Origin of the sequence: Ralstonia sp. Ralssp110, assembly GCF_047325135.1 — a bacterium.
Classification (GTDB): Bacteria; Pseudomonadota; Gammaproteobacteria; order Burkholderiales; family Burkholderiaceae; genus Ralstonia; species Ralstonia mojiangensis.
The window spans coordinates 1730051-1754685 of sequence record NZ_CP168610.1 but is presented as its reverse complement, the minus strand read 5'-3'; the positions used below and the strand labels follow the sequence as shown (position 1 = coordinate 1754685).

Genomic DNA, 24635 nt, shown 5'->3' with positions numbered 1-24635 from the left:
TTTGGGACACGCGCATCAATGTCGCATTCGACGTTCGATTTGCTATCACTTGTTCTGAATTCTGATTTTGAAAATTAGAAACGGTTTTCAGAACCGTCTCATGTATTTGCGGCATCGCTTTTGGCAGCCTTTGGCAGGTTTGCACGTATTTCATTTTGTCGATTACCTGCCAAAGGAACCCCCTCATGGACGGCCTTGATCATTTGCCGCTTTCTGGCCGCACCATTTCCGTTTCAGGCGCAGCATTGCCCATGCTTCTTGGACAACCCACCTTGGTGTTTTCAAGTCTATCCGGCACGGACAACCTCAACGAACTGTTCGAATACGATCTGGAACTGCGCACACCAGATGAGCGTCACGCGATCTATGGCCCCGCAGCCGACCTTGACAAGAAGACCCTGGAGGGCACCGAAGTCACGATCCGGATCGAACTGGATGGCTCGGGCATCGGTTTGCAAGGCCGCGCAGGTGCAGGCACACGCGAGATCACCGGCATCGTCACGCGGGTGCGTGGTCCCTATCTGGTAGGCCGACATATCGCCTATCGCCTCACACTGCGGCCCTGGTTATGGCTTGCAACGCTGCGCTCAGACTACAAGATCTACCAGGAAATGAACGTTGTTCAGATTCTGGATGCGTTGCTCGCAAATTACATCTATCCGGTAGAAAAACGCCTGGATGTGCGGAGGTACCCGAAAAGGGTCTTTCAGCAACAGTATGGCGAGACGGACTTCGCCTACTTCCAGCGCCTCACCCAAGAGTGGGGGATTTCCTGGTTCATGGCCCATTCCGGCGGGCGGCAACGCCTTGTGCTAACCGACAGCAATAGCGCATTCGGGCCCTGCTCAAGCGCCGCATATCACACGATCCGCTGGCAGGCCGCACCAGACCGCATCGACGAAGAACATGCCCACGAATTCGAACTCATTGACCAGCTTGTCTCGGGCGAGTGGCGTACATCGGACTACGACTTTGGCAAGCCTCGTGCCGACCTGGGCATTCGGGACCGCGACCCGCGCGAGACCGCGCATTCAACGCAAAGCCTCTACGAATACCCCGGCGACTACAGCCAGCCGGCAACCGGCAGCGACCCATGGGACGAAGGCCGATTCATCGCTCGCATTCGGATGGAGGAAATCCGGCAGCATGGATTGCGCGGCAAAGGCAAGGGTAACTTGCGCGCAATGGTGCCGGGTTGCACCTTCCACCTCGTGGGTTTTCTTGAACAGGAAGCCAACCGTGAATACCTCATCTTCGGCACCAAGCTGCGCATTGAAGACATAGGCGAAACCACGGGCACCGGCCAGCAATGGCGTTGCGAAGTGGAATTCGAGGTACAGCCCACCAACGAAATATTCCGGCCCGCACGCACGCAGCACAAGCCACGTATGTCTGGCCCGATCCAAGCGCGTGTAGTCGGCCCGGCAGGACACCCGATACATACCGATCAGTACGGGCGCATCAAGGTGCAGATGCCGTACGACCTGTACGGCAACAACGACGAGCACAGCTCATGCTGGGTACGCGTTGCCAATGCGTGGGCGGGCCATCGCTTTGGCGCCATGCACCTGCCGCGGGTCGGGCAAGAGGTCTTGGTGATTGGCATTCATGGCGACCCGGATTGCCTAATCGCCACCGAGCGCGTCTACAACAAGATGAACCTGCCGCCGTGGGTCTTGCCTCAAATGCAAGCGCTCTCGGGTTTTGCCAGCCAGGAATTGCCCGATGGAGAAGGCCGCGGCAGTGGCCGCCAAAACAAGATTCTGGCGGATGACACACCGGGGCAACCGCAGGCTCAAATCGGTTCGGACTTTCAATCATCGGAATTGGCGCTCGGCCATATCGTTGAGATTCCTGGCTGGCAGGGGCGCAGGCATAAGCGCGGTGAGGGCTACGAATTGCGCACAGATGCGTGGGGAGCCATGCGGGCATCCATGGGGATGCTTCTGACGACCTACAAGCGCAACCACGGCGACGACTACGCTTTGAGCATGGGCGATATGGTGGACGCCTTGCAACAAGCGGAGTGTCAGACCGAGCAACTGGCCGACGCCGCTCAGCAGGCGGATGCCCAGAATGGCGAGCAGAAGGAAATCGCCAAGGCCATGGCACTCCAGCATGCCGCGCTCAAGGGCGATGGACCGCTCAAGGAATTCACGGCTCCTCAGCTTGCGCTGACCAGCCCCGTGGGCATCGCCACCTCAACACCGGGCCTGACCCACCTGCAGAGTGGCACGCATCTCGCCATTACCACCGGAGACCATGTATCCGTCACAGCTGGCGGAGGATTCTTCGCCAGCGTTCGGCAGGCATGGCGTGTCTTTGTCTACGAGGCAGGAATGCGCTTTGTTGCTGCCGCCGGCAACATCAATGTGCAGGCCCTCAAAGATTCCATCCACCTGCTCGCCAAGCTCGAAATTACCGCCACCGCCGAGAAGATCATCATCAAGGCCAAGCAGGAGCTGCAACTCAACGGTGGAGGCAGCTATATCAAGTTGACCACCGGCGGTATCGAAAACGGCACCGAAGGCGCGTGGAAAGTCCACGCCGCCAGTAAAAACCTCACCGGCCCAAGCAGCATGCCGGTCGAACTCAAGCCCAAGCAGGTGTGCCTTGAATGCCTGCTGAAGGCCGCCATGCGCAATACCGCCGTGGTGCCCCGCTAACTCCCCCCAACTTTTCATCAACCATCATCGAACTGATCATGCGAAATTCCTATCAAGCGCACCGACCCTCTTTTGCCTTTGTCGCAACTTCCTGGGCGGCGCTACTAGCCGGCTTTCTTGCGTTTCTCGTTGGACTCTTCAATGCCAACATGCAGTTGAATGAGCGGGGCTACTACTTCACCGTGCTCGTCTACGGCCTCTTTGCCGCTGTGTCGGTACAAAAGAGCGTGCGAGACCGGCTCGAAGGTATCCCCGTCACGGGCATCTACTACGGCCTGAGCTGGCTTTCCGTGCTTCTGGCAGTGCTGCTGCTGTGCGTGGGTCTGTTCAATGCCACGCTTGCCCTGAGCGAAAAGGGTTTCTACGGCATGTCGTTTGCCCTTGCACTGTTCGGCGCCATTGCCGTGCAAAAGAACACGCGCGATATCCAGGGAGCCCTCGTCATTGATCCGGCCCTGGTACAGCACGTTCCGGATGTCAGCGCATTCGCGCGCCAAGACGACTAGCACGCCCAGCAAGCCATCCGGCTCGCTGATGTCGCTCCGCCACCGCGAGCCGGCCACTCTCTCAGCCATCCCAAAGTGTGCAATGTCAGGAAACGAAACCACGATTCATATCTATGTGCTGGCGGATGGCGCTGCTTACCCTTTGCGCCTGGCCGCCTTGTTGCGCGAAGCGGGCATCGAATTCCGCAACGTCTACGCCGGCTTGCCAGAAGAAGAAGCAGGAGATGCCTCGCTCTTCCTCGCACAGGTGGCTGACGCCAACGCGCCGTGGCTGGCCGAGCTGGATGCGATGGACTTGCGGGCCCCATGTCTAACCTTGATCTGGAGCCGTGCCGATATTGATCCGCTCGCGCGCCACTTGCGCCAATTCCTGATTGCCGACATTGGCGATGGCATGACGGCGTTAGTCCGCTATTACGACCCACGCAATCTGCTGCTCGCAATGGAAGTCTGGGGGGATGAAATCAGCGACAAGCTCATGGACCCCATCGAGCAGTGGAAATACCGCGGCCACAGCGAAAGCTGGGAACGCATTGATGGGCCAGCAAATGGCGGCACCACGCAAACCGTTCCGCTTTCGATTCAACTCACCCAAGAGCAACTCGACCGGCTTGTTGAGCACTGCGAGCCCGATCAGCTTCTCGCAGCATTGGTGGAGAACGGCACTGTAATGCCGGATGGCCCTTACCTCCCCCGGTTCTCAGATTTTCTGCATCGCTACCAGAAAGCCGCAGCATGGGGTTTAACCGAACCCGCTGACAGACTGCGCTTTTGCGAGCTGTCCTACAAATACGGTTCCGCCTTCGATGAACACGACAGCGTTCGCATCGCATTGGAAGAGCGGATGCATCGCGGTAGCTCCATGGCGGCATGTGAAGAAGGCATTTACCCCGCAACGTGGGAGCAACTGCTTGCGAAAGCCAAGCGCTCGAAATAGCCGGATGCATTTGAAAGAACCGATCACAAACGATTGCGACGCCTCACACGAAAAGCGCGTTCGCATCCGCCTGCTCTTAAATCGAAACGTCAGCTTATGAAAACCCAATCAATCAGGGCGCTCTTGCTGATCAGCCTCGCCCTGCTTGCCGGATGCGATGACCGCACTGCCCTTGCGGCACACGATGATGGCGACCCCATGCAATACGGCGGCGTCAGTGGCTTGAACTACACGCCCTACTACATCCACACCTTCACCGTGAAAGGCCACGATGACAACGGCATCAGCGGCGGCGGACCAAACATCATGCCCGCCACCCCAGACAACATGCCATCCGGAGGGGGGGCGGAAAAATGTTGTGCCTCCTTCCCCAAGAAATGGCGCCCAGGCTTGAAGGTGACGGTGCGGTGGATTGCCAACAAGAAGCTAGACGGTATTGCATGGGGGGCCTGGTACAAAGCCGAAGCGGAGGTGCCGGAGTATGGCCCACGGGCAGGCGCACTCTTTGCCATATTTCTTTCCGGAGACCGCGTGAAGCTGATGGTGCAGGACGGTAACGCAAATGGACACAACAGTCTTGAAGTCAAACCAACTGACGATGACCCTTATGTGGCCACAGGCACGGTGGACGAAGAACTCACGCGTCAAGATGAAGAGCGGCGCGAGAAGCAACGTCAAATGAAGATCGCCCGAGAAGCCGAGTTGGCCCACGAAGCCGAACTCAGAAAGCAAGAGGAGACGAACCGATGAAGGTCCTACGCTGGCCCACTAAGATGCCTGATGGTGGCTTGCTCTCACAAGGCAAAACCGCATATGAGCACGGCAAGAGCAAAGTCATCGACCCACTCGGCTCCTGCGAACAAACCATTCATATCAGCCTGTTCTTCGATGGCACCAACAATAACGATGACGAAGACAACCCGGAGTTCCGGGACTCCAAGTGGCAAGCGCACACCAATGTGGCACGCCTCTATAACGCTGCGCATGACAAGCCCGTCAGTGGAATCTACAAGCACTACATCGCGGGCGTCGGCACCATCTTCAAGAAGCTAGGTGAGCTGGAATATTCATCCACCGGCAAAGCCTTTGCGCGAGGCTATGGCTGGCGATGCGTGTGGGGCTATACCCGCATCCTAAACTCTATCTATCGAGCCATCGCGGGTGTGGATACAACATTGATCGAGAACGACGAAGCCAAGCACCTCTGTCATTCCACCGCCGACGGCTACCGAGGCTTCTCCAATCTCTTCGACATGACACACCGCAAACTCGCCGGCATCCAACGCGACAGGCAACGCGACTGCCAGCGCAACAAGATGGTCAAGCAGGTGTGGATCAACGTGTTTGGCTTTTCGCGCGGTGCAGCCTGCGCGCGTTCGTTCATCGGAAAGCTCACGCGCGATTGGGCACCGAACGGCAAGATTGCTGGAACGATCCCCTACCAGATCAACTTCATGGGGTTGTTCGATACCGTGGCATCCGTGGGGCCACCGGATTCGGTGCGGGCGGCATTTGATTTCGATACGTTTGATGGCCACTTTGCGTGGTCCAGCAGTGGCCTCATGAACATTCCCAGAGACGTCAAACGCTGCGTCCATTTCTTTTCCATTCACGAACAGCGCATGAGTTTTCCGCTGGATACCATCATGGAGGGCCAAGCCTATCCGGGCGGCGCTGGCCAGAGGCTGGAGGTGGCCTATCCCGGCGTGCATTCAGACGTCGGCGGCGGTTATCCGCCTGGTGCCCAAGGGAAGGCCCGCGCTGGCGATGCCGACAAGCTCAGCCAGATTCCGCTGCATCACATGTATATCGAGGCGTTGCGCTGGGGTGTGCCTCTCATGCTGAAAGACGACATCGTTCGCAGCCAAGGTGAGCAGCATGATTTCGTCCTGAGCTCGTCGGTCGTCAATGCCTTCAATGCATGGTTGGACAAAATGGGCGAAATATCGACCGTGACAGATGCCATGCGCATCGGCATGCGGCAGAACCTTGCATGGCGCACGTTGCGCGCACGCTGGAACACTGGCGACTACCTCACCAATCGACCGTTCTTCAAGGCTGCTTCTGAAGACAGTTTGACGCCGCATCAACTGGAATTGCAGGTCGACAAGGCCACGGAAACCGATGCAGAAACCTTGAAGCTGCGCCAGCGCATCAAGGAGTTGGCCGCAGGCAGCGCCACTGCAGGGCTGGAAAATGCTTCACGGGGCTACGCCAGTGCGGCGACGAGAGCGGCCCAGATGGAACAGGCTGCCGAACGAGACAAGAAGATGCAGGCAGCCTGGAACGCCATGGCACGCAGGCGGGAGCAACTCTGCCAAGAAATCGCCAGGAAGAAAGACAAGACCCGGCCTGGCGAAGGTGCGGATGAAACCGTCACTAATGATCAGCATGACCTGCGGGAGAGCGCAGAAGAATTCCGCCTGCTGCTTGGCTATCTTCATCCTGAACGGCAAGCCGAGCTTGGCGTTGAGAAAATACCATCACCGTTGATGGCCAAGATGGAGCGATCTGCGCTCGGCCCGGTCGGCATTGGAGCCGCAGCCTACGATGCCTATAAGAATGCAGCGCAATTGCTTTACGTGCGACGCGATCGGAATCGCGACAGCGAGCGCATCAAGCTGGTAGACAAAGACATGCATGTGCGAACAGGCCCAGTGGTCGCTGGCGCGCTCAAGACCAAGGCATTCCTGCCAGAGCGCTACGACGTGTTGGTTCTGCCAGCACGCGAAATGGTGGAGAAGTTGCGCGAATGGACTGCACCCAAAGCAGTAGAGCAGTTTGAGCGTCAGAACCGAGCCATCATCGCCCTCTTCGATGACTATATCCATGACAACCGCGCATGGTTTCGCATGCCGTACTTTCATGAGTACGCGCCAGGCGGGTATGGCTGGGCGCGAGTGTTCTTTGTTGGCAACGACAACGCCATCAGACATTTGGGCTTGGAGGAGGATGCGCGCGCGGCGGAACAAGCAGCACGAACAAAAGCGCTCGTGCGCAGTATCAACGCCGGCCCAACGCCAACGCTCGATGAAATGCTGATGAGAGATTGAACATGCTATCCAGATCCATCATCGTGGTCGGAGACGTCAACTCCAGCAACGGCCCCGTCATCAGCGGATCACCAACGGACACCATTGACGGCAAGCCGATCGCCCGCAAGGGCGATCTCGTGGACTGCCCCGCGCGCTACCCAGATGGACGCTTGCATGGCATCAACCCCATCGTTGAAGGTGACGATTCCATGATCGTGAACGGCCAACCGGTGGCTCTGCACGGGCATCGTTGCCGATGCGGCTGCGCACTCATCGGCACCACGACGGGGTATGTCGATGGCTAAACTTCAGCGTTCAAAAAAAGCGCCAGTCTGGCTGGCCGATCGAGATGTGAAACCTGGCAAGCCGCAGGCCAAATCCGAGCGGAAGGCGCTTGCGGTTGAGAAGAAGCTCACGGACATCAAAGGCGCCATCCGCGGCAACGATACCCAGCCCGTGACGGTCGAGGCGTACAGTGAAGCCGAGCTTGAAAAGATGCTGGATCGCATCAAGCGAACGGAGCATCCGTGGGGCTTGAGAATCGCAGCAGGTCAACTACTCAGGGCCATCGCTGATCTGTCTTCCGTCAAGCACCTCAGACGCGGTCAAATCGAGCACCTGCGTGCCTTGCTGGTGCTCGAAATCCAAACCTTTATAAAGCTCTGCCATCGGGCGGGCTTTGACCGTCATCACATCGTGGGGGCGAGCTATTGCTTGTGTGCCGCGCTGGATGAGGAGGCGCATCACACTCCATGGGGTGGTGGCGGCAAAGACGGCATTGGCGCATGGTCGCAACATTCGCTCACCGCGCAGTTTCATGGCGACCGCGATGGCGGCACCAAGGTGTATCAACTCCTTGCTCGCCTGGTCGAAGACCCCGATGCCAATCTACAGTTGATCTACTTGATTTACTTCATCATGAACGTGGGCTTCATGGGCTCTTACCGCGTCAAGGAGAATGGCGAACGCGAGCATCAACTGCTGCGTGAAAAGCTCTACGCGATCGTGAAGGCTAGAGTTCCGCCCGTGCCACGGGAGCTTTCACCGTCATTGCACGTCGCCACCGAACGCAACCTCAAGCCGATCGGCGGCGTTCCAGTGTGGTTGACTGCAGTCGTTGGCCTGGTGATTGCCACTGGAACCTATGCGTACTTCCAATTCAAGCTGCACAAGGCACAGGAGGCGGCCTTGCAGACAATTGAAGCCATCGATCAGTTGGTCTCCGCCCCTCCGCCCTTGCCCGCGCTTGATGCGCCGAGATCCCGAGCGAATGGCGAGCCCAGTCGCCAGCCCTCCGGGAGCCGATAGCCATTGGGGCGGAATGCAAGCAGCTCCGCGGGGGCGACGTCGCGTGGGTAAAATTCAGCCCCACTCGTTACGTCTTTCGCTGTTCGAACACCCCGCCATGACCAAGGCACACCGTCCGCCCATCAGCATTACACCCGATCAGCACCCGGACGAATCCCTAACGCTGTCGAAGGCCCAGAAAGCATTCAACGCACTGATCAAGCAGATCGAGAATCGGCGCAAGCGGCTGGCGGACTGGGAGGCGGCTACCGTTCAGTTCCAGAGCCGATATGCCAGCGAGTTCCTGCCGCTGGAGCGAACCCGCACCGAGTTGCAGATCCGCCTTGTGCGCAGCCTCGACCAAGTCTACGAGCACGATGGCTTTACCAAAGCCGAGCGCCGCAAGATGTCCGCGCTCATCGTCGATCTGGCACGCGATCTGATTGATGAAGACCCGAGCCTGAAGCTGCTCTACAACAAATACAGCGGCACAGACTTCGACCGGCAAACCGCGCTGCAAGCCGCAGAGATGAAGTCGAGGCTGGAAGCAGCGCTCGGGGTCGACCTGGGCGACGACACGGATGACCACTCAGAGGAAGCGCTGCTGCAACGCGCCCGCGCGCACATCGAGCAACGGGCCGAGAAAAAGGCCGCCGCCGCAAGCAAGCGCGAAGCCCGCCGGGCCGCCCGGCAGAAATCTCCCAAGCAACTTGCCGCAGAAGCACGGGAAGAAGACGAGCAGGCGAAGATCAGCCTGTCCATCCGCGAGGTCTATCGCAAGCTCGCCAGCGCCCTACACCCGGACCGGGAGAGCGATCCGCAGGAGCGGGACCGGAAGACACGGCTCATGCAGCGCGTCAACGAGGCGTACGACAAGAACAACCTGCTGCAACTGCTAGAATTGCAGCTTGAGCTTGAGCACATCGACCAGCGCTCAATCAACCACCTCAGCGAAGCGCGGCTGACGCATTACAACCAGATCCTGAAAGACCAGGTGCGGGAGCTTGACCGGCAGATCCATCGGGTCGAGACCACGTTCCGATATACGTACGGGTATCAGCAATTCGAAGCGCTGCCGCCGGACGCCGTCTTGCAAAAACTCGACCTCGAGATCGCTGCGCTGCGCCAACAGGTGCGCAATATCGAGCAGGACCTTGCCGCCTTCGACGATTTCCGCGACGTGCGGCGCATGCTGAAATCCCGCTCGACGCTCGACTGACGACCTGCTGAGCCGCACGCCGATCCAGCAAAACGGGCACCCGAAGGTGCCCGTGTTCGCTACTGCGATCTGTCGATCAGAAGCGGTGTTGCAGGCCCGCCGTCACACCGACCTGGTTGTTGCCATAACCCACCACGTCGCGCGACAGGCTCACGTTCTGGCCGTTCTTGGCCTTGGCATAACCAGCAGACAGATACGCCGTGGTGCGCTTGGACAGCGCGTACTGGCCGCGCACCGAGAACAGGATCGGATCGGCATCCGTGCCGTCCTTGATGTTCTGCTTGTACACCGCGCCATACAGCGTGAAGGCCGGCGTCACGTCGTAGCTGGCGCCCGCCCAATACATATCGCTGCGCAGGCTGGCGGTGGCCGTGGTGAACGCGCGCTTGTAGTTGCGATAGCCCGCGAACAGCTTCAGTGCGCCGAAGTCGTAGCTGGCGCCGGCGTGAATGCCCTGGATGTAATCGGTCGTGTCTGCCGGCGTGGTGCTGTTGCCCGCGCCGTTCTGGCGATCCCACGTGACGGCTGCCGAGAAGCCGCCCACGCTGTAGCCGACGCCCAGGTCGTACTTGGAGCTGCTCTTGAAGTTGCCGGCTGCCTCGCCAAAGCCCACCGTGGCGCCAAGTTTCAGGCCACCAAAGGTGCCGTCATAGCGCACGGCGTTGGAAGCGCGCGAGAACAGGCCGTCCTTGCGGTCGCCCGTTGCCGTGGACGACGTGGCCCACGAGTAGTTCGGCGCATAGCCCATCGGGTCGTACGGCAGCATGAAGTCGTACGTGGTGGTGAACGTGCGGCCTGCCACCACCTGCCCGAAGCCGCCTGCTAGGCCGACCACGGCGCGGCGGTCGAACAGCGTGTTGTCGGTGTCGAGCTTGCCGGTGTCGATGGCGATGCCGCTTTCCAGGTTGAACACGGCCTTCAAGCCGCCGCCCAGGTCTTCCGTGCCGCGCATGCCCCAGCGCGACGTGTTCTTGCCGCCCGAGACGAGGCGCGTGGCGCTGCCGCCGTTCGGGCCGGCGTGGTTCACGTACTCGATACCCGAATCCATGATCCCGTACAGGGTCACGCTGGAGGATTGAGCGGCAGCAGTACCGGCCGTGGTGGCGGTGGCAAGCGCAACCACTGCCAGCGCCATCGAAGTCTTGTTCATCAGGTCTCCCTTATTCGTTGTCCTTGCGCAAGAGCCCCAGTCACAGGGGCTTTGGGCGGGACGGATCGTATGAGGGGCGCACTTTCAGTTCACTTTCGATTGGCGGGAAATTGCCGGTGTGTGTCGCGGCGTTCTCGGGGGTTTCCCTAGCTTCAAAACATGCGGCGATGTCTGTATTCCTCTGCGGCTGATTGAGAGACGTCTGATATGCGCATCCTGTTGGTGGAAGACAACCTGAAGCTGGCCAGCACGCTGGAAGAAGCCCTGAGCCAGGCGGGCTTCACCGTCGATTGCGTGCATGACGGCCACGCCGCCGACTTGCTGCTCACCACGCAGGACTACGCGCTCGCCATTCTCGACATTGGCCTGCCGCGCATGGACGGCCTGGAAGTGCTGCGCCGCCTGCGCGCGCGCAAGAACCCGCTGCCGGTGATGATCCTGACTGCACACGGCGCCGTGGAAGAACGCGTGCGCGGCCTGAACCTCGGGGCTGACGATTACCTTGCGAAACCGTTCGACCTGACCGAAGTCGAAGCCCGCGCCCGAGCGCTTATCCGGCGCAGCCACGGCCACGAAAGCACGCAGCTGCAATGCGGCCCGCTGCACTACGACGGCATCAGCGGTGCCTTCACGCTTCATGGCGAACTGCTCGCCCTGACCGGCCGCGAGCGCGCCGTGCTGGAGGTGCTGATGCTGCGCGATGGCCGCGCCGTCAACAAAGCTGCCATCTCAGAAAAGATCTTCAGCATCAATGAATCGGTCAACGCCGATGCCATCGAGATCTACGTGCATCGCTTGCGCAAGAAACTCGACGGCAGCGGTGTGGCCATCGTCATGCTGCGCGGGCTCGGGTATCTGCTGGAAGCCACGCCCGGCACGCCGGCGGCCACAGGCCGATGAGCCCGCTTACCCTGCGCCGGCAGCTTTCGTTCTGGCTGCTGCTACCGCTGATGGGGCTGCTTGCGCTCGACGCCTGGCTCACGTATGCGCGGGCCATGACGGCTGCAAACGCCGCCTTCGACCGTACGCTCGAAGCGTCGCTCAAGGCCATGCGCGAGGGCGTACGCCTGCGCAACAAGCAGTTCGCCATTGATCTGCCCTATCTCGCACTGGACATTCTCGAATCGGAAACGGGCAGCAGCATCTTCTACCGGATTGTCGATACCGGCGGCAGCACGCTCACCGGCTACGACGATTTGCCCATGCCTGGCGGACGGCGCCCCACGCCGTATCGCACTGTCTTCTACGACACGCTGTTTCGCGGCATGCAAGTGCGCATGGCCGCGCAGCCGCTGCCGGTGCGCGACGCACAGTCGGCCGAGACGCAGATCATCTGGCTTCTGGTGGGCGAAACGCTGGAGCCGCGCGAGGCGCTGGCGCACGAGATTCTGGCCGGCTCATTGCAGCAGGAGGTGCTGCTGGTGGTGCTGGCGGTGGGCATCGTCTGGCTGGGTGTGCGGCGCGGCTTGCGACCGCTGCGCGAGTTGAGCCAAACCGTTGCTGGACGCGGCACCGATGAGCTTGCCCCGCTTCCGCAGCAGGGTTTGCCGGCAGAAGTCGCTCCGCTGGTCGAGGCCATCAATCAGTATGTGGCGCGCCTGCTGCGCATGGTGCAAGCCCGCAAGCGCTTCTTTGCCGATGCCGCACATCAATTGAAGACGCCGCTGGCCGTGATCCAGGCGCAATCCGAACTCGCCCTGCGCGAGCCCGATGGAGAACGCATCCGCCGCCATCTTGAGCCCTTGCACGGCACCGTGCGCCAGGCCGCGCGGGGCGTGCAGCAACTGCTGTCGCTCTCCCGCCTGGAGACCGACAGCGGCTATGCGCCGCAACTCCAGCCGCTGCGCCTCGACACACTGGCCAGCGATGTCGCGCTGGAACTGGCGCCCGTCGCGCGCAAATCCGGCGTCGATCTCGGCTTTGAAGGCGAACCCGTCACGGTGGCCGGCGAGCCCCAATGGCTGCAGGAGCTGATCGGCACTCTGCTTGATAACGCCATCCTCTACGCCGGAAACGGCGCGCGCGTCACGCTGCGGGTCAAGCGTCAGGCGATGGCGATGCTCGGCGAGCAAGCCGTGCTGCAAGTGGAAGACGATGGCCCCGGCATTGCCGTGCCGGAGCGCGATGCGGTCTTCGGCCGTTTCTATCGCGGCGCGGCATCGGAAGGCCACGACGGCAGCGGTCTGGGTCTGGCGATCGTTCGCGAGATCGCTCGCCTGCATGGCGGCACGGTCGCGCTGTCGGAAACGCCCGGTGGAGGGCTGACCGTAAGCGTCTACCTGGCGTTGGCATTGGCTGAAGAGCCGGCCGCCTGAACGCAGGTTGCTGCACGACAACATTGTCTTCGCACGGCTCGCACACTTCCCCCAACGCCGTGCACCGTTTGCGTGACGCGGCGGCGCACCATTTCCACGCACCCTGACCGGCTCGCGGTACCGCCGAAATTGGTTCCATCTGCGCTCTGTTATGCCCGCCGCACGCGGGCTGGCATACGACCTAAACTCAAACACATCGACGCGACGGCACGATCGACCGCCGAGCTTGCTCGGGCAAGGCATCCGGGGTTTTCCCTATTGTGGTGCCACGGGCCGCACGCCCGTGGGCCACACCTGACGCGCCGCCAAAAATGGCTCCATCAAATAACCAGGATTGGGTCCACTTTGCAGAACAATGAGCCGCTATAGTCCATCAACAATTCGTCACAACACGGCATGTTGACCGACCCGAACGGATCGGAGAACGGCAGGACGGGCGGCACCAGCGTAAGCCAGCGAATGCCGCCTGCAGCCGACAGCGCTCAGGCCCGATGACCGACATGGTATGGAGGAAGCAGCAATGAAGACCGACGACGTGATCGTCAGCTTTCGCGGTGTACGTAAGACGTATGACGGCGAGACCCTCGTGGTCAAGCATCTGGACCTGGACATCTACCAGGGTGAGTTCCTGACCCTGCTCGGCCCCTCCGGCTCGGGCAAGACCACGTGCCTGATGATGCTGGCCGGGTTCGAGTTCCCGACCGGCGGCGAGATCCGCCTCGAAGGTGCGCTGCTCAACAACGTGCCGCCGCACAAGCGCAACATCGGCATGGTGTTCCAGAACTACGCGCTGTTTCCGCACCTGACGGTGGCGCAGAACGTGGAATACCCGCTGACGGTGCGCAAGATCCCCGCCAGCGAGCGTGCAGACCGCGTGCACAAGGCCCTGCAGATGGTCCGCATGGAAGGCTTTGCCAAGCGCTACCCGGCGCAGCTCTCGGGCGGCCAGCAGCAGCGCATTGCACTGGCGCGCGCGCTGGTGTTCGAGCCCAAGCTCGTGCTGATGGACGAACCGCTGGGCGCACTCGACAAGCAACTGCGCGAACACATGCAGTACGAGCTGAAATCCCTGCACGAAAAGCTGGGCGTGACCTTCGTCTACGTGACGCACGATCAGGGCGAAGCGCTCACCATGTCCGACCGCGTGGCCGTATTCGACAAGGGCATCGTGCAGCAGCTCGACACGGTGGATAGCCTCTATGAACGCCCCTGCAACGAGTTCGTCGCCAACTTCATCGGCGACAGCAACACGCTGCGCGGCACCGTCACCCGCGTCGAAGGCGACTACTGCGAGCTGCAACTGAACGACGGCGCCCGCATCATGGGCCGCAATATTGCCGGCGCCAATGTGGGTGCCACCGCCACTGGCTGCATCCGGCCCGAGCGCATGCGCCTGGCCGAGGGCGCCTCCGCTGCCGGCAATGCGTTGCAGGGCCAGACACGCGGCCTCGTCTACTTTGGCGACCACGTGCGCATGCGCTGCGCCCTGCCCGATCAGCCCGAATGTTTTGTGAAGGTGCCGCTCGGCACGCGCGCGCTCGAAGGCTTCGCGCCGGGCGCACCGATCCAGCTTGAGTTCGCACCGGAGCACCTGCGCGTTTTTGCATGACGCACGCGGGCAGCCCTGCCCGCATGCCAAGACCACACGTTGTACCCACACGCCAAAAAGAGGAGCCAGGAATGAAACACATCGCAAAGACGCGCTTGAGCATGCTTGCCGGCGCGTTCGCCATTGCATTCGGCGCGCATGCTGCGGAAATCACCGTCGTCAACTTCGGCGGCGCCAACGGTGACGCGCAGAAGGCCGCCTTCAACAAGCCGTTCGAGGCGCAGACCGGCAACAAGGTCACCGTGGTCGAGTACAACGGCGAGCAGGCCAAGATCAAGGCCATGGTCGAAGCCAAGCACGTCAACTGGGACGTGGTGGAAGTGGAATCGGGCGACATCGGCCGCGGCTGCGATGAAGGCCTGTTCGAGAAGCTCGACTGGAGCAAGATCGCCAAGAAGAGCGATCTGATCCCCGAGTCGCCGAGCACCTGCGGCGTGGGCTTCTTCGTGTGGTCGACCGCGATGGCGTACAACGCCGACAAGCTCAAGACTGCCCCCACCGGCTGGGCCGATTTCTGGGACGTGAAGAAATTCCCGGGCAAGCGCGGCATGCGCAAGGGTGCACGCGGCAACCTCGAATTCGCATTGATGGCCGACGGCGTGCCAGTCAAGGACGTGTACAAGGTGCTCGCCACCAAGGACGGCCAGAACCGCGCGTTCAAGAAGCTCGACCAGCTCAAGGCGAACATCCAGTGGTGGGAAGCCGGCGCGCAGCCGCCGCAGTTCCTGGTGGCGGGTGACGTGGTGATGTCCACCGCGTTCAATGGCCGCATCGACGCCGCGCAGCGCGAAGGCAAGAACCTGAAGGTGGTCTGGAACGGCAGCATCTACGACCTGGACTACTGGGCCATCCCCAAGGGCACGCCCAACAAGGCGCTGGCCGAGCAGTACATCGCCTACACGCTGTCGCAAAAGCCGCAGCAGGAATACGCCAAGCACATCGCCTACGGCCCGGCCAACGTAGCGGCCATCAAGGCGCTCGACGCGAAGACGCAGGCCAACATGCCGAACTCGCCGGAGAACGCCAAGAACGCCGTGCTGCAGAACCTGCAGTTCTGGACCGACCACGGCGACGAGCTGGAGCAGCGCTTCGCCTCGTGGGCTTCGAAGTAACCGCATAGCGGTGTAACGCAGTGACCGCGCGGATGCCCTCGCCCTATGGCAAGGCATCCGCCGGACGAATTCCTGTAGCGATGGCGAGGCAGCATTGAACACCATGACGATCGCGGCTGAATCGGTTCCTGATTCGACGGCCAAACTCAAACGCGAATTGAAGAGCGCTGAGGCGCGCAGGCGTGCCATGGCGCTGGCGCTGGTGGCGCCGCTCGCCATCTTCCTGCTGCTCATCTTTGTCGTGCCGATCGGCGCCCTGCTCACGCGCGCCGTGCAGAACCCCGAGGTGGCCGATGCGCTGCCCAAGACGGTCATCGCCCTCAAAGACTGGGACCGCAAGAGCCCGCCGGCCGACGCCGCCTACGCCGCGCTTGCCGCAGACCTCACGCTCGTGAGCGAAGGTGAAGCGATGGGCGCACTGGCCCGCCGCCTCAACACTGAAATTCCGGGCTTCCGCTCGCTGGTCGCCAAGACGGCGCGCGCCATGCCGCTGGCTGATGACAACGGCAAGCCATTGGCGCTGACGCCCGGCCAGACCCGTGCCAAGCTGCTCGAAGTCGACGAGCGCTGGGGCGATGTCTCGTACTGGCAGGCCATCGCGAAGAACAGCAGCCGCACGTCGCCGTTCTACCTGCTGGCCGCGCTGGACCACCGGCAAGATGCCTTCGGCCATATCGAAGCGACCGACCCCGACGAGCAGATCTATGTAACGGTGTTCATCCGCACTTTCGTCATCAGCGCGATGGTCACGTTATTCGCGCTGCTGCTCGGCTATCCGCTGTCGTACTGGATTGCCTCGCTGCCGGAGCGCCGCGCCAATCTGGTCATGGTGATGGTGCTGATCCCGTTCTGGACGTCCATCCTCGTGCGCGTGGCGGCGTGGATCGTGCTGCTGCAGACCGAAGGCCTCATCAACCACGGGCTGATGGACCTCGGCATCATCAAGGAGCCGCTGGCGCTGCTGTTCAACCGCGTGGGTGTGTACATCTCGATGACGCACATCCTGCTGCCGTTCATGATCCTGCCGCTGTACAGCGTGATGAAGTCGATCCCCCCCACATACCAGCGCGCGGCCGTGTCGCTGGGCAGCCATCCGTTTGCCGCGTTCTGGCGCGTGTACGTACCGCAGACGTATCCGGGCATCGGAGCCGGTGCGCTGCTGGTGTTCATCCTGGCACTCGGTTACTACATCACCCCCGCGCTGCTGGGCGGGCCGAACGATCAGATGGTCAGCTACTACGTGGCCTACTTCACCAACGTCACCATCAACTGGGGCATGGCCTGCGCGCTGGGTGCGCTGCTGTTGTTGGCCACGCTCGTGCTGTACGCGGTGTACGGCCGCTTTACGCGACCCAAGGTTCGTGTCGGCTAACGGAGAACATCGACCATGAAACTCGCCAAACCGATGTTTGCCCCGCACACCTCGCTCATTGAACGCATCTGGTACTTCTCGCTACGCGGTCTGGCCGTGCTGACGCTGCTCTACCTTGTGCTGCCGGTGCTGGTGATCGTGCCGCTGTCGTTCTCATCGAGCACGTTCCTCTCGTATCCGATTCCGAGCTATTCGCTGCGCTGGTATCAGAACCTCGTCACGTCGGATGAATGGCGCATGGCCGCCAAGAACAGCTTCATCGTCGCGCCCGCCGCCACGATCGTGGCAACGGTGCTGGGCACGCTGGCCGCCATCGGGCTGAACAAGGCCGACTTCCGTGGCAAGGGCCTGCTGATGGCAGTGCTGGTGTCGCCGATGATCGTGCCGGTGGTGGTGGTCGGCGTGGGCATGTATCTGTTCTTTGCACCGCTGGGGCTGGCCAACACGTATATCGGGCTGATCCTCGCGCATGCGGCGCTGGGCGTGCCGTTTGTGGTGACGACCGTGCTTGCGACGCTGCAAGGGTTCAATCACAACCTCGTACGGGCGAGCTTGTCGCTGGGTGCGAACCCGGTCATGACGTTCTTCCGCATCACTCTGCCCGTCATCGCACCGGGCGTGATTTCCGGGGCGCTGTTTGCGTTTGCCACGTCGTTTGATGAAGTGGTGGTGACGCTCTTCCTGGCGGGGGCCGATCAGGTGACGCTGCCGCGCCAGATGTTTACCGGGATTCGCGAAAACATCTCGCCGACGATTGCGGCGCTGGCGACGATTCTGATTGTGTTTTCGACGTGTCTGCTGTTGACGTTTGAGTGGCTGCGGGGGCGGGCCGCCGCCAAGGCCGTGGCCTGACAACGTCCGCCCCAACGGGTGCCGTTATGGCGAAACGAACACGTCCGTCCGGTTGGTCACGTTGCCCGAGTTGGTCTGGATGAAGAACGGCACGAACTTCGTGCCGGTCGCCGCCAGGCCAGCGTAGTCGCCAATGAAGAAGCCCTCCGCAACGGGCGCCGTCTTCATGTCGAACGGCCCGGCCAGGTGCGATTCACTGCCGAAGGATTGCCCGCCGTTGGTCGACTGCGTCTGCCAGTAGTCCGTCGGCAGTGTGGTGGTATTGCCCGCTGCCAGATTGCGCAGGTCGTAGTACGTCACCGCCACGGTACCGGCGGAATTGACGCTCACCATTGCGTTGAAGGCCGCCTTGCCTGTCGACGTGTTCACCTGGCTTGGCGCGCTCCAGGTCCGGCCGCCATCGGTGGAGGTTGAGAGCGCGATATCCGCATGCGCGCCACCGCTGAAGCGCCCATCCTGCCAGACCACATAGAGCTGCCCCGTGGCCGGGTCGATGGCAGGCTCGGGGATGATGTCGCCCGTGCGCAATGCCTCGCCGGTGTTCGGATCTGTGACGCTCACCAGTTGCAGGCTCGCAATGACCTGCGGCTTGCTCCACGTAGCTCCGCCATCCGTCGATTTGACGAACGCCACGCTGTTGCTGCCGGCCGATCTGCCGGGCGCGTGGATGTAGTTGAAAAAGTCGTACAGCGCGCCAGTCTGCGCGTTCACCACGATCTGGTTGCCGATAGTCTGATACTCCGACGGCGTGTTCACCATCACGCTGGGCGCACTCCAGGTCTGGCCCCCGTCCACCGTCTTGGAGAACATCCCCGGCCCACGAAACGCCAGTGCATGTTGATCCGCATAGGGGTTGCCATTGGGTTGCTCCAGGCGGTCCCACACTGCGTAGGCCACGCCGCGCTTGACGGGGTCTGCCGTCACTGACTCCTTGTCGTTGAAAAACTGCGTGCTCGGTTCGTCGTCGGTGATGAGCTTCGTGAGGAGAGTCCAGCTCAAGCCGCCGTCTCTTGAGACGGCTGCACCCACTGCGTTGCTGTTGTTGGTGTGGTTGAACGAAATCGACACAGAGTAGGCTGTACCGTCAGGCCCGAAGGACACCCACGGATCGGACGCCCGCTCGTACCCCAGCCCACCTGCACACGCGCTGAACGGCTGAGGCACTGGCTTCCACGTGGCCCCGCCATCGAACGAAGCCGCAGACATCAGGCCATGTGCGCCGCCATTGGACCACCGGTCCTGCTGCCAGACCCCAATGTAGTTCGTTGGATTGGCGGGGTTGACCGCGACGTAAGGCTCGACTTCTGCGTTCACGTAATTCGTCCCTGCCCCGCCGACGGTACACCCGGCAAACGGGCTGGGGCCGGAAACGAGCGTGGCCGCCCAAAGCGTCGGGCTGGCGATCACGGCCGCCGTCAGCATGCTTCTGCGCAGCAGCGCAGTCGCTCTGTTACAAGACATGAGAACCTCCTGGTTCGGAGACTGCCTGTGGTAGACGCCCCCCTTCTTCTGGGTGTGCAACGCGTGGGCAACTGGCTGCGGAGCCATACACACGATGCCCCGCATGCCGTTACCTCGAGCTCCAATGGCGAAGCGATGCCATTGCGTTCCGCCATCACGTCAATCACCCCGAAACCCGGCGGGGTCGGGTGAAAGGCGCTCAGGCAGCCGTTGCCGCGTAAGCTTAGGAAATGCTTACGACCGCGGAGTGAAGTAATTTTTATCGCTGTGCAAACCAAAACTAACGGTGCACTGCAGCCAATCGCTCGCATCAAGCCCACACGGGCGAGCACAGCAACGGTGGCTCGCCGCTCGGTTCATTTCGCTGCGATGCAGAAGGGGCAAGCGGTGGCTAGTCCGTCCACCGTCCGGGGGAGAGCGATCGATGCGCGGCACGCCGCCTCCCCTATCCGGATGACAGTGCAAGGCGAGCCTCCCACGCTGAGCGTCAAGCACGAAATAACTGACAGACCCGCCGAGCCTCTTTTCTTGAAATTCCGAGCTCAGAACTCGATGCGCGAGGCTTTTTGCTCGGCGCATGGCGCTCGGAGCTCGACGCATGGCGCTCGGAGCTCGACGCATGGCGCTCGGAGCTCGACGCATGGCGCTCAGAGCTCGACGCATGGCGCTCAGAGCTCGACGCATGGCGCTCAGAGCTCGACGCATGGAGTTCAGAACTCCACAGTTGGCGTTCTGAACCCCATGCGCGGGGAGGCCCGCCGCTTACAGGAACATCCCGCCCGATGCCTCAATCCGCTGAGCGTTGATCCAGCGGTTATCCGGCGACAGCAGCGAGGCCACCACGCCGCCGATATCATCCGGCACACCAGCGCGGCCAAGCGCCGTATTGGATGCCACCATCGCATTCAAATCGGCGTTGTCGCGCACGGCTCCGCCACCAAAGTCCGTCTCGATGGCGCCCGGCGCGACCACGTTCACGGCAATGCCACGCGGCCCGAGTTCCTTCGCCAGATAGCGCGTGAGTACCTCCACCGCCCCCTTCATCGCCGCATACGCGCCGTAGCCCGGCAGCGCAAAGCGTGCGAGACCTGACGAGACATTGACGATGCGTCCGCCGTCCGCCATGAGCGGCAGCAGGATCTGCGTGAGGAAGAACACGCCTTTGAAGTGCACGTTCATCAGTTCGTCGAACTGGGCTTCGGTGGTTTCGGCCACCGCGGCATGCACGCCAACACCGGCGTTGTTGACGAGGTAATCGAAGCGTTCAGCCTTCCACTGCGCCAGCACACCGCGCACGGCATCAGCAAAGGCGGGGAACGTAGCGATCTTGCCGGCGTCGAGCTGCAAGGCGGCGGCACGGCGGCCCTGGGCAGTCAGTTCAGCGACAAGGGCGTCGGCTTCAGCACGGTTGCTGCGGTACGTAAAGATGACGTCGGTGCCGCGCTGGGCCAGCTTCTGCACCATGTTCTTGCCAAGGCCGCGGCTGCCGCCGGTGACAATCGCGATGGGGGTGTGGGTCTGCGTCATGTTTGCTCTCCGGTTGGTTTTGGGGTGGATGTCGACCACCGTGAGAGCATGGTATTGGGCGGCAAACAAAGAATAAATCTCGCATATCCTATCGCTGTGTTTGCTCATAGATAACAATCAACCCGCCCGCCATGTCTACCAACCGACTCGAAGCCATGCAGATTTTTGTGCGCGTGGCTGAACTTGCCAGCTTCACGCGTGCGGCGGAGGCGCTGAGTATTCCCAAGCCGGCCGCCTCGGTGGCGGTGCAACAGCTCGAAACGATGCTCGGCACGCGCCTGCTGCACCGGACCACCCGCAAGGTGCAGCTCACGCAGGACGGCCAGACGTTCTACGAGCGGTGCCAGGACCTGCTGGCCGACATGGACGAACTGCAGACCATGTTCCGCCAGAGCCCGCAGGCGCTGCGCGGCCGGCTGCGCGTCGACATGCCGGTGGGCGTTGCGCGCCGCATCGTCATCCCCGCCCTGCCCGCGCTGCTCGATGCGCATCCCGAGCTGGAAATCGAACTCTCCAGCACCGACCGCCGCGTGGACCCGGTGCGTGAAGGCTTCGACTGCGTTCTGCGCATCGGCAACCTGACCGACAGCAGCCTCATCGCCCGCCCGCTCGGCCAGTTGCATCAGGTGAACTGCGCCAGCCCGGCCTACATCGCGCGCTATGGCATGCCGAAAACGCTCGACGACCTCGACCACCATCGCATCGTCCATTACGTGCAGACGTTGGGCACGAAGTCGCCGGGGTGGGAATACACGGTGGACGGCCGCTCCGCGTTTCGACCGATGAAAGGCGCGGTGACCGTCAGCTCGGCCGAGAGCTACGACGCTGCGTGCCGCGCGGGGCTGGGGATGATCCAGGCGCCCGTGTATGCGGGGCTGTCGTCGGCGATTGCGGACGGCACGCTCATCGACGTCATGCCCGACTTCCGGCCACTGCCGATGCCGGTCTCGCTGGTGTATCCGAACCGGCGAAACCTGCCGGTGCGGGTGCAGGTCTTCATGAACTGGATGAGCGAGTTGCTAGGGCCGTATCTGGAACCACTGGCATCGAATTCGTAGGCGCTCCGCCTTGCGGCCGGTGTAGTCTCACGGCTTGCCGCCGCCAGCAATCTCACCCCCGACCCAGCCAATGAACGTTCTCCAACACTGTGCGATGTGCGCGCTGCTCGCTTGCAGCGCCGCCGTCGCCTCTCCCGATGAAGATCGACTCGGCAAGGCGCAAGGCTATCCGCTTGCGCCAAGCGCGGCACGCATCCACGAGGCCCAGTACATCGTGGGCGCCTTCAGCGGCATGGACCGCATCTCGCCGTCTTGTGAACTGGCGCCGGCCGACCAACCGGTGCAGCTCAAAATCGCAGACAAGGAGGCGGATGTCCGGTATCGCTTCCGCAACCATGACTACACGCTGGCCGACTACATGGAGCATCAGCGCGCGACCGCCGTGCTGATCGTTCAGGACGGCGTCATCCTGGCCGAGCATTACGGCTACGACCGCACGCGAGACATGCGGATGCTGTCCAACTCGATGGCCAAGACGCTGGTTGCACTGGTCATCGGCAAGGCGCTGGAGGATGGAAGCCTGCGCTCGCTGGATGATCGTGTGGACCAATACGTGTCTGAACTGGCAGGCACGCTGTACGGTGGAACGCGCATCGTCGATCTGCTGCGCATGGCTTCCGGTGCGAAGTACGTCGAGGACTACACCCCGACCGACGACCGGGCACGCTTCCTCAAAACGGCAGCCAAGCAAGGCGTGCTCGCGGCAGCGGCCCAGGTCAACGAGCGCGCCGATGCGCCGGGCACGCGCTTCAACTATGCGGGTGCGCAAACCGAAGTGTTGGCGCTCGTGCTGCAGGCGGCGACGCAACGCAGCCTGTGCGACTTCGTTGACGACAAGCTATGGAAGCCGATGGGGGCCGAAGCCAAGGCGACCTACCTCCTGCGTCAATCCGACGGATCGGCATTTGCCCAAGGCGGCTTCAATGCGACGGCGCGGGACTACGCGCGCCTCGGGTCCATGCTGGCCAACGATGGCATGGTGCAAGGCCAGCAAGTCGTGCCGCGCGAGTTCCTGCTCGACATGACCGACGCATCGCGCCAGCCCGACGCGTTTCGCCCGGGGCAGATGACGTATCACGGCAGCCGCTACTACGGTTACGGCTTCCAGGTCTGGCTTCTGCCAGGACAGGCGCGGCGCTTCGTGCTGCTCGGCATCCATGGACAGGCGATCTACGTGGACCCGCAATCCAGGCTCACCATGGTCCATCTTGCGGTGGGACAAGACGCGTCGGGCGATGCAAGCGGCGCGCACCTGGGCGCAGAGCGCGAGGCGTTGTGGCGCGGTGTCGTCGAAAGGTTTGGTCGCCAAGCCGCCGTTGATAGGCCCGCCGCCGCCAATCCGTGAATCCCCACCGCTGTGTTTGCGTGCAGATAGCGATTGGCTCTCGGTGGGAATACGCGGTGGATGGCCCTTTGGAGACGGCATCGAGCAGGCGATATTGAACGCGTCACTGCGCTGGCTTGTCGCTGCGCTTCTTCAGATTGGCGCGCAGCGCGTCGCTCATCGGCATGTCGAGGTTTGCACCGGCGGGCGGGATGGGTGACTCGAACCACTTCTTGTACAGCGCTGTGAACTCGCCGGACTTCATAAGGCGTTTGATGGTCGCATCCACAAGCCGCTTGAAGGCGGGGTCGTCCTTGCGGACCATGCAGGCGTACGGCTCAACCTGCAGGGTTTCTGCCACGACTTCCAGCGCAGCCGGATTGGCCGAATTGGCCCGCAGGCCGTATAGCAGCACGTCATCCAGCGCCAATGCCGACGCTCGGCCGGTTTCGACCAGCTTCAGCCCGTCTGCATAGTCCTTGCCGGAGATGATCTGGACGTCGATGTTGTGGTCGACGGCAAATTTCTTCAGCACCTTCTCGTTCGTGCTGCCGGCAGTGCTGGCGACGGTCTTGTTCGCCAAGTCCGCGTAGTTCTTGATGCCCGAATCGCGCTTGGTCAAAAGGCGCGTTCCCGCGTAGAAGAAGTTGATCGAGAAAGCCACCTCCTTGCCTCGCGCGCTGGTGTTGGTGGTGGATCCGCATTCGAGGTCGTAGGTGCCATTGACCAGCAGCGGAATCCGGTTCGTGCCGGTGACTGGAATCGCGTCGACCTGCAAAGACGGCTTCTTCAACCGCGCGCGTACATCGTCGACGATGGCCTGCGTCAGATCGACGGAGAATCCAACGGCCTTGTTCGGGCCCAGCAAGTAGCTGAACGGAACCGCCGCTTCACGATAACCGACGGTGATCTTGTCTGCCGCCGCGATCTTTTCCAGCGTCTGCGCGTGGATGCCCTCCGCGGCCATCGCCAGTCCGGCGACGACAAGCGTGGAAGCAAGTGTGCGAATCGTGTTCATTTGCGTCTCCATGGATGCGTCCCGCGCTCCGTTGCTCTGTTGCTCTGTCGGCTTCTGGCTGCTACAGCCCCCTCTCTACGGAAATCTAGGCGCCATGCCATTTTTGCCATTGATGCAAGTCAACATGCCGCACACGCGTGGCGCAGCAAAAAAAAACGCGCCGAGTTGCCCCGGCGCGTTGTTCGTC

The 24635-nt window shown here is 61.9% G+C and carries 20 protein-coding genes; 16 read left to right on the top strand and 4 right to left on the bottom strand.

The window, feature by feature from the left end:
• Nucleotides 1–185 precede the first annotated feature (185 nt).
• The 8 genes from ACEN9T_RS17065 (at nt 186) to ACEN9T_RS17030 (ending at nt 9650) form a co-directional block, all read left to right on the top strand.
• Nucleotides 186–2666, top strand: coding sequence for a type VI secretion system Vgr family protein (locus ACEN9T_RS17065; RefSeq protein WP_413708383.1), 2481 nt, complete (start codon nt 186–188; stop codon nt 2664–2666).
• Nucleotides 2667–2704: 38 nt separating this feature from the next.
• Nucleotides 2705–3172, top strand: a complete 468-nt coding sequence (gene yiaA / locus ACEN9T_RS17060) for an inner membrane protein YiaA (protein ID WP_413708466.1) — start codon at nt 2705–2707, stop codon at nt 3170–3172.
• 82 nt (nt 3173–3254) lie between these two features.
• The gene (locus tag ACEN9T_RS17055) at nt 3255–4109 is read left to right on the top strand and encodes a DUF4123 domain-containing protein (RefSeq protein ID WP_413708382.1); all 855 of its coding nucleotides are present in this window, start codon (nt 3255–3257) and stop codon (nt 4107–4109) included.
• Between the two features lie 96 nt (nt 4110–4205).
• Nucleotides 4206–4859, top strand: a complete 654-nt coding sequence (locus ACEN9T_RS17050; protein ID WP_413708381.1) for a DUF3304 domain-containing protein — start codon at nt 4206–4208, stop codon at nt 4857–4859.
• Nucleotides 4856–7162: a T6SS phospholipase effector Tle1-like catalytic domain-containing protein gene (locus ACEN9T_RS17045; RefSeq protein WP_413708380.1), complete on the top strand. Its 2307-nt coding sequence runs from the start codon at nt 4856–4858 to the stop codon at nt 7160–7162. The genes ACEN9T_RS17050 and ACEN9T_RS17045 overlap by 4 nt, the downstream gene beginning before the upstream one ends.
• Before the next feature lie 2 nt (nt 7163–7164).
• Entirely contained in the window at nt 7165–7449 is a 285-nt protein-coding gene (locus tag ACEN9T_RS17040) for a PAAR domain-containing protein (protein ID WP_116577026.1), read from the top strand.
• Entirely contained in the window at nt 7442–8452 is a 1011-nt protein-coding gene (gene icmH, locus ACEN9T_RS17035) for a type IVB secretion system protein IcmH/DotU (RefSeq protein ID WP_413708379.1), read from the top strand. Before ACEN9T_RS17040 ends, icmH begins: the two co-directional genes overlap by 8 nt.
• A 97-nt stretch (nt 8453–8549) precedes the next feature.
• Nucleotides 8550–9650: a J domain-containing protein gene (locus ACEN9T_RS17030; protein WP_413708378.1), complete on the top strand. Its 1101-nt coding sequence runs from the start codon at nt 8550–8552 to the stop codon at nt 9648–9650.
• A gap of 76 nt (nt 9651–9726) precedes the next feature.
• Here ACEN9T_RS17030 and ACEN9T_RS17025 read toward each other — a convergent pair whose 3' ends face one another.
• Complete coding sequence (locus ACEN9T_RS17025) at nt 9727–10800, bottom strand: porin (RefSeq protein ID WP_413708377.1); 1074 nt, start codon at nt 10798–10800, stop codon at nt 9727–9729.
• A gap of 207 nt (nt 10801–11007) precedes the next feature.
• Between ACEN9T_RS17025 and ACEN9T_RS17020 the strand changes: the two genes are divergently transcribed.
• The 6 genes from ACEN9T_RS17020 (at nt 11008) to ACEN9T_RS16995 (ending at nt 18060) form a co-directional block, all read left to right on the top strand.
• The gene (locus tag ACEN9T_RS17020; protein ID WP_413708376.1) at nt 11008–11700 is read left to right on the top strand and encodes a response regulator; all 693 of its coding nucleotides are present in this window, start codon (nt 11008–11010) and stop codon (nt 11698–11700) included.
• Nucleotides 11697–13115 (top strand): sensor histidine kinase N-terminal domain-containing protein, encoded by a 1419-nt coding sequence (locus ACEN9T_RS17015; protein WP_413708375.1) that lies wholly within the window; start codon nt 11697–11699, stop codon nt 13113–13115. Before ACEN9T_RS17020 ends, ACEN9T_RS17015 begins: the two co-directional genes overlap by 4 nt.
• A gap of 520 nt (nt 13116–13635) precedes the next feature.
• Nucleotides 13636–14724, top strand: coding sequence for an ABC transporter ATP-binding protein (locus ACEN9T_RS17010; RefSeq protein ID WP_024975615.1), 1089 nt, complete (start codon nt 13636–13638; stop codon nt 14722–14724).
• 71 nt (nt 14725–14795) lie between these two features.
• Nucleotides 14796–15836, top strand: a complete 1041-nt coding sequence (locus ACEN9T_RS17005) for an ABC transporter substrate-binding protein (RefSeq protein WP_092970280.1) — start codon at nt 14796–14798, stop codon at nt 15834–15836.
• Between the two features lie 103 nt (nt 15837–15939).
• Nucleotides 15940–17208, top strand: a complete 1269-nt coding sequence (locus ACEN9T_RS17000; protein WP_413708374.1) for an ABC transporter permease — start codon at nt 15940–15942, stop codon at nt 17206–17208.
• Between the two features lie 15 nt (nt 17209–17223).
• Nucleotides 17224–18060: an ABC transporter permease gene (locus ACEN9T_RS16995; protein WP_252691540.1), complete on the top strand. Its 837-nt coding sequence runs from the start codon at nt 17224–17226 to the stop codon at nt 18058–18060.
• A 24-nt stretch (nt 18061–18084) separates the two neighbouring features.
• Here ACEN9T_RS16995 and ACEN9T_RS16990 read toward each other — a convergent pair whose 3' ends face one another.
• Nucleotides 18085–19482, bottom strand: coding sequence for a sialidase family protein (locus tag ACEN9T_RS16990; protein WP_413708465.1), 1398 nt, complete (start codon nt 19480–19482; stop codon nt 18085–18087).
• 801 nt (nt 19483–20283) lie between these two features.
• Entirely contained in the window at nt 20284–21048 is a 765-nt protein-coding gene (locus tag ACEN9T_RS16985; RefSeq protein ID WP_413708373.1) for an SDR family NAD(P)-dependent oxidoreductase, read from the bottom strand.
• 131 nt (nt 21049–21179) lie between these two features.
• Between ACEN9T_RS16985 and ACEN9T_RS16980 the strand changes: the two genes are divergently transcribed.
• Both ACEN9T_RS16980 and ACEN9T_RS16975 read left to right on the top strand, forming a co-directional pair.
• Entirely contained in the window at nt 21180–22106 is a 927-nt protein-coding gene (locus ACEN9T_RS16980) for a LysR family transcriptional regulator (protein ID WP_413708372.1), read from the top strand.
• 70 nt (nt 22107–22176) lie between these two features.
• A complete protein-coding gene (locus tag ACEN9T_RS16975) occupies nt 22177–23451 on the top strand; it encodes a serine hydrolase domain-containing protein (protein WP_413708371.1) in 1275 nt (424 codons plus the stop codon).
• Nucleotides 23452–23554: 103 nt separating this feature from the next.
• On the opposite strand, the gene ACEN9T_RS16970 is transcribed toward ACEN9T_RS16975, so the two are convergent.
• Nucleotides 23555–24448, bottom strand: a complete 894-nt coding sequence (locus ACEN9T_RS16970; RefSeq protein WP_413708370.1) for a transporter substrate-binding domain-containing protein — start codon at nt 24446–24448, stop codon at nt 23555–23557.
• Between the last annotated feature and the right edge of the window lie 187 nt (nt 24449–24635).

Coding starts and splice junctions, on each gene's coding strand:
- ACEN9T_RS17005 (WP_092970280.1), top strand. CDS start 14,796: ATGAAACACATCGCAAAGACGCGCTTGAGCATGCTTGCCGGCGCGTTC.
- ACEN9T_RS16985 (WP_413708373.1), bottom strand. CDS start 21,048: ATGACGCAGACCCACACCCCCATCGCGATTGTCACCGGCGGCAGCCGC.
- ACEN9T_RS17045 (WP_413708380.1), top strand. CDS start 4,856: ATGAAGGTCCTACGCTGGCCCACTAAGATGCCTGATGGTGGCTTGCTC.
- ACEN9T_RS17025 (WP_413708377.1), bottom strand. CDS start 10,800: ATGAACAAGACTTCGATGGCGCTGGCAGTGGTTGCGCTTGCCACCGCC.
- ACEN9T_RS17010 (WP_024975615.1), top strand. CDS start 13,636: ATGAAGACCGACGACGTGATCGTCAGCTTTCGCGGTGTACGTAAGACG.
- icmH (WP_413708379.1), top strand. CDS start 7,442: ATGGCTAAACTTCAGCGTTCAAAAAAAGCGCCAGTCTGGCTGGCCGAT.
- ACEN9T_RS17040 (WP_116577026.1), top strand. CDS start 7,165: ATGCTATCCAGATCCATCATCGTGGTCGGAGACGTCAACTCCAGCAAC.
- ACEN9T_RS17015 (WP_413708375.1), top strand. CDS start 11,697: ATGAGCCCGCTTACCCTGCGCCGGCAGCTTTCGTTCTGGCTGCTGCTA.
- ACEN9T_RS17050 (WP_413708381.1), top strand. CDS start 4,206: ATGAAAACCCAATCAATCAGGGCGCTCTTGCTGATCAGCCTCGCCCTG.
- ACEN9T_RS16990 (WP_413708465.1), bottom strand. CDS start 19,482: ATGCTGACGGCGGCCGTGATCGCCAGCCCGACGCTTTGGGCGGCCACG.
- ACEN9T_RS16980 (WP_413708372.1), top strand. CDS start 21,180: ATGTCTACCAACCGACTCGAAGCCATGCAGATTTTTGTGCGCGTGGCT.
- ACEN9T_RS17020 (WP_413708376.1), top strand. CDS start 11,008: ATGCGCATCCTGTTGGTGGAAGACAACCTGAAGCTGGCCAGCACGCTG.
- ACEN9T_RS17000 (WP_413708374.1), top strand. CDS start 15,940: ATGACGATCGCGGCTGAATCGGTTCCTGATTCGACGGCCAAACTCAAA.
- ACEN9T_RS16975 (WP_413708371.1), top strand. CDS start 22,177: ATGAACGTTCTCCAACACTGTGCGATGTGCGCGCTGCTCGCTTGCAGC.
- ACEN9T_RS17055 (WP_413708382.1), top strand. CDS start 3,255: ATGTCAGGAAACGAAACCACGATTCATATCTATGTGCTGGCGGATGGC.
- ACEN9T_RS16995 (WP_252691540.1), top strand. CDS start 17,224: ATGAAACTCGCCAAACCGATGTTTGCCCCGCACACCTCGCTCATTGAA.
- ACEN9T_RS17065 (WP_413708383.1), top strand. CDS start 186: ATGGACGGCCTTGATCATTTGCCGCTTTCTGGCCGCACCATTTCCGTT.
- ACEN9T_RS16970 (WP_413708370.1), bottom strand. CDS start 24,448: ATGAACACGATTCGCACACTTGCTTCCACGCTTGTCGTCGCCGGACTG.
- yiaA (WP_413708466.1), top strand. CDS start 2,705: ATGCGAAATTCCTATCAAGCGCACCGACCCTCTTTTGCCTTTGTCGCA.
- ACEN9T_RS17030 (WP_413708378.1), top strand. CDS start 8,550: ATGACCAAGGCACACCGTCCGCCCATCAGCATTACACCCGATCAGCAC.